Raw genomic sequence first — 12371 nt, 5'->3', positions numbered from 1 at the left:
CATCCGGTCCGTCGCGGTCGATGATGGCCTGCAGGCGACGGGCCGCAAACGTCAACGCCTCGGTCCAGGAAGCTTCGCACCATTCCCCGCCAGCGCGGATCAATGGGGTCGTGACGCGGTCGGGCGCGGCGTTGAACTCGAACGCATACCGCCCCTTCACGCAGAGATGGCCTCGGCTCACGCGGCCGGACAGCACCGGGCGGACGCCAACGATGCGGTCACCGGCGACACCCACGGACATCTCACAGCCCGTGCCACAGTACGGGCAGGTCGTCGTGGTCCAGTGCGTCTCTGCTGGCACGGGAGGCTCGCCCTGAGCGAGGCCCTGGGCCGAGTCGAAGGGTTTGTCTTCGAGCGCTCCGGTTGGACAGGTGTCGACGCAGGCGCCGCAACTGACGCACCCGCTGTCGACCAGAGGTCCATTCGAGTCTGGTCGAACGTCGATGCGATCACCACGCTCCCAGACCCGCCACACGAACTGGCCCTGCACGTCGGCGCACATGCGCACACACCTCATGCACGCGATGCAGCGGTTGAGATCGACGCGAATGTAGGGGTGGGCATCGTCAACGGACAGACGCGACGGCATTGGGTCGGCGGCGGCGACCCTGTACTCTCTGAGCAGCCGGTGGAATGGCTCATCGGGGCTGGCCGCCACGGCCTCAGCGGGATATTGCGCGGCCAGCAGCTCGAGCAAGGTTCCGCGCAACGCCTCGAGCGCGGGAGTCCGCGTCCGGATCTGCATGCCGTCCGCCACGGCCGTGGCACACGCGGCGACCGGTGAGGGGAACCCCGCGACGTCGACCAGACACAGCCGGCACATGCCGATGGGTGCGAGGCGCGCATCATGGCACAGCGCTGGGACAGCCCGGTCTACGCTCGTGAGCGCGTCCAACAGCGTGCCGGATGCGACCTCGTACGGGACATCGTCGATCGTTACGCGAGGCATCGGTCAAGCTCCTCGGCGTAGTAGCGCTCTATACTCGCGGCGAAGTCAGCTAATCCGTTGCCGAAACCGCAGAGGCTCGCGGCGCGCAGCGCGGTCGTGAGTCGTGTCCACTCGGTGCGCGTGAGCCGTCCAGGCGAGGCCAGGCGGCGCGTGCCGAGACGACACGGTGTGCAGAGACCGCAGGACTCGAAGGCGCCAAACTCGAACACGTGCTCGATCAGCTCACCGATGCTCGTGTGCTCGTCGATGACCACCACACCACCGTGGCCGACGCTTGCACCGATCGCTCGCATGGCGTCGAAGGCGAGTGGCGTCTCGAGCAGCTGTGGCGGGACCACACCGCTGAGTGGACCACCGACCCAGAGTGCCGTCAATCGGCCGTCGACCAGGCCGTGCCCGAGGTCGTCGACAACTGCGCGGAGCGGGAGACCGAGCTCCACCTCGTAGAGGCCCGGACGCCGGAAGAGCGAATTAAGTGACACGAGCTTCGTGCCCGCGCTGTCCGATGTGCCACGCCGCCGGTAATGAGAGGCACCGTGTCGCGCGATCCAGGGCACGTTGGCGAGCGTCTCGACGTTGTTCACGAGCGTGGGAACGCCGAAGAGGCCGGCCGCTGCCGGATACGGTGGGCGCAGACGCGGCTCGCCGCGACGGCCCTCGAGCGCGTTGAGGAGGGCGGTCTCCTCCCCGCACACGTAGCTCCCATGGCCGATGGCGACGTCCACATCAAGGGTGTGGCGGGCTGCGCCGAGCGGGCTCGAGAGCAGTCGCGCATCGCGCGCCTGATCGATCGCGCGCCTCACGGCTGCCGCCGCCTCGGGATACTCGCGCCGCACGTACACGACCGCATGCGATGCGCCGACGGCATAGCTGGCGATGAGCAGCCCTTCGAGCACGGCGTGTGGATCCTGTTCGAGCAGGATGCGGTCGCTGTAGGCGCCGGGATCACCTTCGTCACCATTCACGACCACCCACTTCGTGACACCGGATGCTGCGGCGACGGCCTCCCACTTGCGACCGGCGGAGAAGGCGGCGCCGCCACGGCCGCGGAGCCCTGCGCGGCGAATCATGTCGACCAGCGTCGCTGGCTGGAGATCGAGGGCGCGTTCCAGGGCCCGATATCCACCCGCGCGCGCGTAGGTGCTCAGCTCGCTGTGGTCACCATCCGCCACGCGCTCCAGCAGGATCGGGCCTGGGCACGCGGCCCGGATCGTCGGCCGCACCGGGCCATCCTCCGTGCTGGCCGGCGCCCGATAACACCGTCCGAGACAATAGCTCGGTGGGTGCTGAGTCATCGCCCGCGTCCACCGGGCGGGGTCCCTACGCCGTGCGACGAAGCATGCCGTGCCTCGACAGCAGTCCGGCCCTGCCGGCGGATCGAGACAATGGAAGAACGAGGCGACGTCGGGTGTCGATGGTTGGTCGGCAGTCACCCGTTGCCACCACATGAAGCTGTTGGTCGCACTGCGCACATCAATGACTGCAGCAGGAGTTGTGCCACAAAGGCAGGGCGGAGGAGCGAGGGCAGGGACAGAGGGTTGAGCGGGTGACAAGGTGACAAGGTGACAAGGTGACAAGGTGAAGGAGTTACCGACTCTATCCGGGTGAACATCGAATGACGTGGCGGCTTCCTCGCTGGTATCAAAGCCAGGAAACAGCGGGGAATATTCCTCGGCCCGTGCTGAAAACTGCTCGCGTCGAAGCCAGGTCACGTCGCCCATCCCTCTGTTTTCCGTGCGGAAAGCCAGGACGTCGTTGGCACTGTGCTTGCGCTCATTGAGTTGGGGAGCTGATATCCCAACTATCGACCGACAGGGATATCGACGTGGAGGATGCTATGACAACGCCGGCCCCACACCGCTCGAGCAGACACGGCTCACCACGCGGCATCTGGCTTGGCCTCGTGCTCCTGGTGGCTGTGGCGGCCAGCGGTGCCAGTACGCCCTCGCAGCAGGCCGCGTCAGCCATGAGTTGGCGGGCACCGCGGCCGCTGGTCCTGGAACATGCCGAGATCCACTGCGAGCTGGCGCGCGCGGCGGATCTGCCGGGTGCGACAGGTGAAGCGGCGAGGCACCTCGCCGCGCTGCTCACAGCGCATTTCCGGAAAGAAGAACGCGATGTCTTTCCAGCGCTCGGCCTCCTGCAGGTGCTCGCGCGCGACGAGACGCCGGAACGGATGCGCGACATCCTGCCACTCACTGAGAGACTGCGCGCAGAGCTTCCTGTGTTACTGGACGAGGACCGCGACATTGCTCGCGCCGTCGAGGAGCTGAAGCGGATGGCCTGGGCGGAGAGTCGACCAAGGTACGCCTTCCTGGCAGACCAAATCCTCCGCCACGCGTGGCGCGACGAAGAGGTCACCTATCCAGCGGCCTTGCTCGTCGGCCGATACGTTCGCGAGCGGCTGCGCACTTCAACAACGCCGTGACACGCAGGCGATCCAGGCGAGCACCCATTGCATAGCACATGCCTTGCGGACAGATCACGGTATATTTCCGCCAGCGCCCGCAATAGCATTACAGGTCATTGCCGGAGTAGGACTGATTGAATGACTTGTTGCACAAGGGGAAGTCGGGGACGATGTTCCCCTCAAGGGCATACGACAACGCGGGCCAGTTGAAGAACGAGGGATCGACGATCTTGACACGATGCAGGGTCGCATCCTCGCTGGTCATCAACCAGTGCACGATTCGGCCACGCCAGCCTTCGACGATCCCGAACGCCGCGGTAAAGGCACCTGGGTGGGGGACACTCGCTCGAATCGCGCCGGAGGGCAGCGCGCGGTACGCCTGGTCGATCAACGTCGCCGACTCGTGGACCTCGTCCACTCTTACGGACATCCTCGCCTTGACGTCACCGCTCGTGAAGACGGGCACGTGGAAGTGAAGCTGCGCATATGCCGCAAACGGATGATCCCGGCGCACGTCGATGTCGAGGCCCGACGCGCGGCCGACATACCCCAACGCGCCGTGATCCCTCGCGCGGTCGGTGTGTAGCACGCCCGTACCTTCGAGGCGGTCGGCAACCAGCGTGTTCTTCAGGCAGATCCCGACAACGTCGTCGAAGTCCGCTACCGCTGCACGTACCTGCGATGTGAGATCCGGGGGAAGCGTCAGCTCCCGCCCGAGACCCCCTGGAACCAGAACACCGCGAAGCAACCGCGATCCCGTGATTCGCTTGTTGAAGCGTAGCAAGCGCTCCCGAATTCGGTAACAGTGCGCATGCGCCACGGCAAACCCGGTGTCATTGACGATGGCCCCGACATCAGCGATGTGATTGTAGAGACGCTCCAGCTCCAACAGGATCACCCGCAAGAGCTGCGCGCGCGGCGGCACGTCGACCTGGGTGACCGCCTCGACTGCCTGACAGTACGCAAGGGCGTGGCCGACGCTCGTGTCGCCCGAGATGCGTTCGGCCAGCTCGACGGCGTCGGCCGGTTGGCGTCCCTCGAACAGCTTCTCCGTGCCCTTGTGCGTGAAGTAGAGACGGGTTCTGAGGTTGATGATCGTCTCACCCATCACGCTGAAGCGAAAGTGCCCTGGCTCGATCACACCTGCATGGACCGGCCCAACCGGTATTTCATAGACGCCTTCGCCGCCCACCTCCGTGAAGGGAAATGGCTGGCCGTCATCGCTGAACACGGCCGTCGCCGCGTTCTTACGGAGTGGATAGTAGTCGCAGGGCCAGAACCCGTGCTTCACCAGCGGGCTGGGGTCGGGATGTCCAGAGATGACGATGCCGAATAGGTCCCGTATCTCACGTTCGAATCTGGAGGCTGGATAGCAGAGTGCCGCCAGCGAGCCGAGCAGCGGTCGACCTCCATCGAGAGGAACGGATGCGTGGAGGAACCAGTTCTGCGTGCGGTGAGCGAACAAATAGTGGACGAAAAAGGTACCCGTGGCCGAACGCCGGTCGTCGGCGGTCATCAAGATCAGGTCGGCGCCAAGCTCACGGAGCGCGACGCCGGCAAGGCGTGTCACGTCGCGAGGCGAGACGAGGCAGTGCACCTCGTTCACGCGCCTGATGGTGATTTCTGTCACATCGATCGCGCTGTGGCTCACGGCATGTAAGACCGTATCGCAAGGGGTCATTGAAGCAGACTCGCAACACTGTCATGAATGAACGCCGAGAAGGGCTTTGGAAGCGCAACGCCAAGGAGGACGAGGATGGCCACTGGCACAATCAGGACCAGGATCGGCCAGCTCGCGCGTTCTCCGGTAGGCACATCATCGGGAGCGGGGCCGTACAACATCCGGTTGAGATGGCCCATCAATGAGATGAAGGCAATCAACAGCAGCAGCAGCACAATGGCGGCCAGCCACATCTTGTGGTTGGCAACAGCTGCCTGGACGAGGAGGAATTCCGAGACGAATAGGCCGAACGGCGGCAGGCCAACGAGCGCCAAGACGGCGGTGGCGAAGAGGCCGCCGGTCCAGGGCATCACGTGCAGGAGCCCGCTGACACTGGCGATTTCCGTGGTCCGGTACCGGTACAGAATTCGGCCAGCCAGCAGAAAGCCTGCGGACTTGGCCACGGCGTGATTGATCACGTGCAGCCAGGCGGCGAAGGCGCCCAGTGGGCCGAGCGCGAGACCGATCGTGACGAGCCCGATGTGCTCGACGCTCGAGTAAGCGAGCATGCGCTTGTAGTGCTGCTGAATGACGAGGCTCAGGGCGCCAATGGCGACCGATAGCAGCCCGAAGCCAATCAGGAGCGCGTTGGAAAACGTTGGATCGACCGAAGCGTCGACGACGGCCTTCCAACGGGCGATGGCGTACGTCGCGACGGCGAGCAGTACGCCGGACATCATGGCGGATATGGGAGAAGGCGCTTCCGAGTGTGCATCGGGCAGCCAGGTGTGCATGGGAGCCAAGCCGGCCTTGGTGCCATAGCCAACCAGAATGAACGCGAAAGCAAGCTGCAACAGCTGCGGGTGGAGAGAGAGCGGAGTGCTCCGCAGCGCCACCCAGCTCTGCCCGATCGGTGTTTCTCCCGCAGTGAACGAAGCCAGGATCGTCCCGGTGAGCGCCAGCGCAATGCCGACCGAACACAGCAGGAGGTATTTCCACGACGCTTCGACCGACGCTTTGGTACGGTGCAGCGGAATCGCGAGAGCCGAGGCAATGGTGGTCGCCTCGATCGCGACCCACATCAGCGCGGCGTTCTGGACTGTGACCGCCACGAGCATGGTGAACGCAAATGCGCTCATGAAGATGCGTAGGCGACGCGTCTGGACAGCGTCGGCATCGTCGGACCGACGCAGTCCGGGCGCCACTGCCATTGCCAGCAGCGTGACAAACGCGATGCACAGCGCGAGAAGCGCCGAGAGAGAGTCGACCTGCCACAGACCACCGGCGGCGCGCTGGCCTCTCATCTCGCCCGAGAACGCCTCCAAGCACAGGCGACTTGACGCGAGGAAGGAGAGCGCGGCACAGGACAAGCCGAGCCAGCCAACAAATCGCCGGTACGGGCGGACGAGCACCGCGAGGCCGGAAGCCAGCAAAGGTGGTAACAGCACAGCAGTGAGCGTCAACATATCTATTGCGCGCTTCTCGGGCCCCATGTGGTGGACGCGTGCTCAGTGCCTGAGCCGTGTGAGCTCGTCCACGTCGATCGTGTTGAACGTCTCGTGAATGTGGTAGACGAAGATTTGCATCACCAGAAAGGCCATCAGCGCGTCGAGACACACGCCGATCTCGACCAGCAGCGGTACGCCGTACGTGCCCACGGCAGCCAGCAGCGCAATCGCGTTTTCCAGCATCAGAAATCCGATGACCTGCGTAATGGCCTTCCTGCGGCTCACGATGATGAACAGGCTCACGAACAAGAGGGCCATGGCGAGTGGCAGTCCGGTACGAGTGGGCAGCTCACTGACCATCACCCACGGCCGTGCCAGCACGTACGCAAACAGCACGAGGAGCCCAGCTATCAGCAGCGAGGTCTCCGTATTGACGTACGGGGCGATCTTCCACTGGATGCCGAGTCGTTGCTGCATCGCGCGCAGCAGGGCGGGAATCGCCATGCCTTTCACGATCAGCAGCAAGCCCGCTACCCAGTACAGCGCCGGGTCCCCGCCGAAGTACCCAATGGTTGCGGTCACGGCCGCCAACAGCCACGATTGCCAACGGTACGCCGTGATGTAGGCCGGTATCCCTTTGCGCCACAGCACAATCAGCCCAGTCAGCAACATCCCGCTGCTGCCCAACGTGACCAGTTGAGAAAAAAGCCCGCTCATAGCGCCCGTCTCACCCCGTGACTCTTCTGGGGCTCACCTCGCGAGGAACGTCGAAATCACGGCCAGGAGCGCCAACACGAACGACGCGCTGAGCAACTCAGGGACTCGAAAGAGGCGCAGCTTCGCAACGCGCGTCTCGAGCACCGCGACGACTACCGCCAGGACGGCCAGCTTCCCGACGAAGCTCAGTAGCCCTACCATCACAGCGCTCGGTGAGAGCGAGACAGCGATGCCCCACGGCATGAAGAGGTTTGCCGCCAGCGCAAAGAGCACCAGCAGCTTTAGCGCGGCGCCCCATTCGAGCAGCGCGAGGTAAGGTCCTGAGTACTCGAGCAACATCGCCTCATGGATCATCGTGAGCTCGAGGTGCGTTGATGGGTTGTCGACCGGCAGCCGCCCGGTCTCAGCGAGTGTGACGATGAACAATGCCGCAAAGGCGAGGAGATGCCCCGGGCCGAGCGCTATTGCGGGCTCGGCAATCGTGCGACCGATGATCTGCGAGAAGCCCGTCGAGCCGGCGCTCAGCGCCAACGCGACAATCGACATCGCCACCGTCGGTTCGCTGAGTGCCACGACGGTCATCTCCCGGGACGCACCCATTCCGCCGAACGGGGAGCCGGTGTCGAGACCCGCGAGCGCGAGGAAGAACGCCCCGAACAGCAGCAGATAAACGAGGGTGAAGAGATCACCGATGACCACGGGATCGGGGAGTGCGACGACCAGCGGGACAAGCGAGGCGGCCACGGTGCTGGTCCCAAACACCACGAACGGAGTGGCCTGGAAGAGCCAGGACGCGGTGTGAGAGACAACCGCTTCCTTCCCGAACAGTTTCCGGAGCTCGAAGTACGGCTGCCACGGTGCGGGCCCGATCCTGCCCTGCAGGCGTGCCTTCAACCAGCGAATGAAGCCCACGAGCGCTGGCGCGAGCGCAACGGCGAGAAGCGTCTGAGCGAGGATGGCCACAGGGCGAATCATCGGAACGACCAAGCCGCGATCAGCGCCACGACGAGAGCCACCGCCACATAGAGCAGATAGAGATGCACGGAGCCGGCTTGCAACCGGCGCACGTGTGTGGCCAAGCCGCGCATGCCATGCATGACGGGCTCGTAGAGCGCGCGTTCGAACCACGGCACGACCACGCTCGTGTACGTGATGGAGCGAACGATGTATCGCGACTCCGTATGTACGCTAATGCTGAGGTCTTGCGTGGGGCGGTATAGCTCGGAGAAGATTCGCCGCAACGGTTCCGCAAATGCCGACGAGGTGTATTCCATGCGTGCCGTGTGCCGAATGCGGCCACACCCCCATGTGTCCGCGTATCGCAGTCCAACGCGACGGGCTCGGGTGAGCGCAAGCGCGACGACGATGACCGACAAGAGGACGACGGTGATCAACGCGGGCGACACCTGCGAGATGCCGTCCGGCGCGAGGAGCCAGGCGCGCGCCGGGGTGACGGCTGGTGTCGCAGCGGAGAGCGAGGAGCGGGTCCCGATGATCTCGCCGATAAGGCTGTGGCCTGCGCTGGCGAGGCGCGGTGAAGCCAGACCCAGGAGCACACAGCCCATCGCCGGCACCGCCATGACCACCCGGGCCGACCAGTGTGGCTCATGGGCGCGAGCGGCCCGCTCGGAGCGCGGCATCGCCAGGAAGCTGATGCCGAACGCTTTGACGAAACAGGCGGCGGCAAGCCCACTCGTGAGGGCGAGGACGCCGACCGCAAGAGGTGTTCCGATGGCACCGGCGGGCGGCGGGATTCGTCCGCCGGCCAACAGCGCTTGAAAGATCATCCATTCCGACGTGAAACCATTGAGCGGCGGCAGTGCCGCAGCGGCAGCCGATCCAACCAGGAACATCAGCGCCGTCTGCGGCATGCCCTTGATCAGCCCGCCCATCTGCTCCATGTTGCGGGTGCCGGTCTGCTGAAGGACGCTGCCCGCGCCAAGGAAGAGGAGCGCCTTGAAACATGCGTGGTTGCACGTGTGCAAGAGCGCCGCGCCAAATCCGGCCAGAGCGAGCGTGTGAAGGCCGTGGCTCTGAAGGACCAGGCCGGCGCCAATCCCGAGCAGGATGACGCCGATGTTCTCCACCGAGGAGTACGCGAGGAGTCGTTTGAGATCGTTCTCGGTCAAGGCGTAGAGCACGCCCACCAGAGCCGAGAGACAGCCGGCGACGAGCGTGAGCCCACCCCACCAGGAAGGGCCAGGCCCGAGGAAATCAATCGTGACCCGCATCAGGCCGTAGATGCCGAGCTTGATCATCACGCCTGACATGAGCGCAGACACGTGAGACGGTGCCGCAGGGTGTGCCCGCGGTAACCAGACGTGGAGCGGGACGATGCCAGCCTTCGAGCCGAAGGCCACGAGCGCCAAGAGAAACACGAGACTTCGCGTACCGGCGGGCAGTGCCGCCGCTCCGGCCCGCAAGTCCGGAAAGGTGGTGGCGCCGGCCGTCGGTGCCATCAGGAAGAACATCGGAAGCAGCATCACGAGCCCGAAATGCGTCATCGCCACGTACGACAGACCGGCCTGTCGGGTCGTAGGGCTCTCGTTTTCGGTCATGACGAGGAAGTATGACGTCACCGCCATGAGCTCCCACGCCAACAGGAAGGTGAAAACGTTCGCGGCGCACACGACGAGGCTCATCCCGAGGAGAAATCCATTGAAGATCAGCCCGAAGAGGCGCAGCGACCGACGGCCGTCGTACTCCGCGGTGTAGCTGACGCCGTAGAGGGCGGCGAGGAGGCTCACGGCGGCGATCAGCGCCAAAAAGAAGGCGCCGAGACGATCGAGACCAATCACGATGCCGCCTGCATCGGCGACCAGGCTGGAGAGTGTGGCTTCCGCGGGGTGGGCCGTCTTCAGCACAGTAGCGGCGGCGATCAGGCCCGCGGCAGAGCCGACGACGGCGCCGACCACTGTGACCACACGGGCCATGCGTGGAGAACGCGCCAAGACAGCCAGTCCGCCCCCCACGAGGTACGCGCCGGCCATGACCCCGAGCGCGCCACTCGCGACGGTCATCGCGGGGATCCCTCGCTGATGGGCATCACCCTTGTGCGTTTCTCCGCGAAGCGATCCAGCCCTTGCAGAATGCCGCGTAAGATATCGAACGGCTCGGGTGGGCACCCGGCAATGGAGATGTCAACGGGGATGACCCGATCGACCGGCCCCACGACAGCGTAGCTGCCGCCAAACACCCCGCAGTTCTTGGCGCAATCACCCACCGCGACCACAAACTTCGGCGCTGGCGTTGCGTCGTAGGTCCGGCGTAACGGAACTTCCATGTTCCGCGTAACTGGCCCGGTCACTAGGAGCAGATCGGCATGGCGCGGCGACGCGACGAAGTGCATGCCGAATCGCTCCATGTCGTAGATTGGGCTGGCGAGCCCCGTGATCTCGAGCTCGCATCCATTACACGAGCCCGCATCGATCTCCCGAATCGCCAGCGCCCGACCGAGGAGGCGTTTGATCCGCTGCTCCAGTACACGGACGATCTCGATCGCTGCTGGATCGCCAGGTGGCACCGCTTCGGTCGCGATCCTCGTTCTCCAGATCTTCGAAAACAGCAACATCGCCGTGCCTACTTCCGTCTTTCTCGCCGGAGCTCCTTCAACATCGTCTGCGTGTCGACGAGACGGTTGTTGAAAATCTCCCGCGCCACCGAGAGCAGCTCGCTGACCAACGGATCGCCAAGGGCGTACTGGACGGTCGTTCCCACCTTCCGCGGTGTCACGATGTTCTTGGCTCTGAGCACCGCAAGATGCTGGGACACCACAGGTTGCTCCAGTTGCAGAAGCTGTTGCAGCTCTTGGACGGTGCGTTCACCTGTACTGAGTATCTCGAGGACTCTTATGCGGATGGGGTGAGCGAGCGCGCGGAAGAAGTCAGCCTTGAAGGCCTGCAGCGCGGTGGGCACAACATTAGAATATTACTATATTTATTTATTGCAACATTATTTCGGTGACGTCACGTCCTCGGAGTGGGTGTGCGCAGCGCGTGTCAGCTCGCGGCGGTGCCGGGCGGGACCTTCATGAGGCCGAATTTCTCGATGCGGTACCGGATCTGGTCGCGGTGCATGCCGAGCAACGCGGCCGCGCGGGTCTGATTGCCGTGCGTGCGCTCGAGCGCCTGCATGACGAGCTCGCGCTCCACTTCCTCGATATTGAGCCCTTCGGGCGGCAGGACCAACCGCCCACGCGTGGAGCTACCCGGCGCAAGCATCAGAAACTCGCTGGTCAGCACGTCCTCGTCGGTGAGGAGCATGGCGCGTTCGATGGCATTCCGCAACTGGCGTACGTTCCCGGGCCAGGGCTCCGCTTGCAGGCTCTTCATCGCGTCCGGTGCCACGGCGCGCACGTGCTTCCGGAACTCTCGGTTGAACTGATCCACGAAGTAGTGGGCCAGAGGCGGGATATCCTCGCGACGTTCCCTCAGTGATGGCATCGTCAGGGGCAGCACGCTCAGGCGATAGAACAGATCCTCGCGGAACCGTCCCTCGCGAACCTCGTGGTCGAGATTCCGATTGGTCGCCGCCACGACGCGCACATCCACGCGAATGTCCGCCACACCGCCCACGCGCTTGAACGTCTTCTCTTCCAGGAAGCGCAGCAGCTTCACCTGGAACATCGGGCTGGTCTCGCCAATCTCGTCGAGGAAGACGGTGCCGCCATCTGCTTGTTCGAGGAGGCCGCGCTTCTGTGTGCGCGCGTCGGTAAACGCGCCGCGCTCGTGGCCGAAGAGCTCACTCTCGAGCAACGTTTCGGTCAAGGCGGAGCACGTGATGTTCATAAAAGGGCGTAGGCGTCGCGGGCTGGCATAATGCATCGCCTTGGCCGCGAGATCCTTCCCAGTTCCGCTCTCGCCCGTAATGAGCACCGTCGAGGAGCCGCTCGCGGCGACCTTGCGGAGGAGGGTCTTGGCCGCCACCATCGCTGACGACTCGCCCATGATGTGATTGAAGGAGTAGGGGGCAGACTGGCTCGCCCGCAGCGCCTTGACCTCGCGGCGCAGCTTGGTGGTTTCGAGGCCACGCTGCACGAAGACGACCATCTCGTCGAGATTGAACGGCTTCTTGACGTGATGATAGACGCCGAGCGTGATGGCTTCGACGGCGCTTTCAGTGGACGAATATGCCGTCATCAAGATGAAGGCAAGGTCCGGGTCAAGCTCGCGGATGCGGCGAAGCAAC

General features: G+C 64.4%; 11 protein-coding genes. 1 reads left to right on the top strand and 10 read right to left on the bottom strand.

Annotated features, from left to right (window positions below; all coding sequences use genetic code 11):
* Nucleotides 1–949: molybdopterin-dependent oxidoreductase (locus GEV06_26450; protein ID MPZ21404.1), on the bottom strand; the 949-nt coding region annotated here is incomplete at its 3' end.
* Entirely contained in the window at nt 937–2397 is a 1461-nt protein-coding gene (locus GEV06_26445; protein MPZ21403.1) for an NADH-quinone oxidoreductase subunit D, read from the bottom strand. The genes GEV06_26450 and GEV06_26445, both read right to left, overlap by 13 nt.
* A gap of 389 nt (nt 2398–2786) precedes the next feature.
* Here GEV06_26445 and GEV06_26440 point away from each other — a divergent pair, with 389 nt between their 5' ends.
* Nucleotides 2787–3377, top strand: a complete 591-nt coding sequence (locus tag GEV06_26440) for a hypothetical protein (GenBank protein ID MPZ21402.1) — start codon at nt 2787–2789, stop codon at nt 3375–3377.
* 88 nt (nt 3378–3465) lie between these two features.
* Here GEV06_26440 and GEV06_26435 read toward each other — a convergent pair whose 3' ends face one another.
* From GEV06_26435 to GEV06_26400, 8 genes are all read right to left on the bottom strand, one after another.
* Entirely contained in the window at nt 3466–5040 is a 1575-nt protein-coding gene (locus GEV06_26435; protein MPZ21401.1) for a formate hydrogenase, read from the bottom strand.
* Nucleotides 5037–6512, bottom strand: coding sequence for a hydrogenase 4 subunit F (locus GEV06_26430; GenBank protein MPZ21400.1), 1476 nt, complete (start codon nt 6510–6512; stop codon nt 5037–5039). The genes GEV06_26435 and GEV06_26430 overlap by 4 nt, the downstream gene beginning before the upstream one ends.
* A 15-nt stretch (nt 6513–6527) precedes the next feature.
* Nucleotides 6528–7184, bottom strand: a complete 657-nt coding sequence (locus GEV06_26425; protein ID MPZ21399.1) for a hypothetical protein — start codon at nt 7182–7184, stop codon at nt 6528–6530.
* Nucleotides 7185–7217: 33 nt separating this feature from the next.
* Nucleotides 7218–8159, bottom strand: coding sequence for a formate hydrogenlyase (locus tag GEV06_26420; GenBank protein MPZ21398.1), 942 nt, complete (start codon nt 8157–8159; stop codon nt 7218–7220).
* A complete protein-coding gene (locus GEV06_26415; GenBank protein MPZ21397.1) occupies nt 8156–10204 on the bottom strand; it encodes a hydrogenase 4 subunit B in 2049 nt (682 codons plus the stop codon). Before GEV06_26415 ends, GEV06_26420 begins: the two co-directional genes overlap by 4 nt.
* Nucleotides 10201–10755 (bottom strand): NADH-quinone oxidoreductase subunit NuoB, encoded by a 555-nt coding sequence (nuoB, locus tag GEV06_26410; GenBank protein MPZ21396.1) that lies wholly within the window; start codon nt 10753–10755, stop codon nt 10201–10203. The genes GEV06_26415 and nuoB overlap by 4 nt, the downstream gene beginning before the upstream one ends.
* Before the next feature lie 8 nt (nt 10756–10763).
* Complete coding sequence (locus GEV06_26405) at nt 10764–11099, bottom strand: metalloregulator ArsR/SmtB family transcription factor (protein MPZ21395.1); 336 nt, start codon at nt 11097–11099, stop codon at nt 10764–10766.
* An 83-nt stretch (nt 11100–11182) separates the two neighbouring features.
* Nucleotides 11183–12371, bottom strand: a 1189-nt coding sequence (locus GEV06_26400; protein MPZ21394.1) for an AAA domain-containing protein, incomplete at its 5' end; no start/stop codon positions are given.

Source organism: Luteitalea sp., assembly GCA_009377605.1.
GTDB lineage: Bacteria > Acidobacteriota > Vicinamibacteria > Vicinamibacterales > Vicinamibacteraceae > WHTT01.
This window is presented reverse-complemented; position numbering and strand designations above follow the sequence as displayed.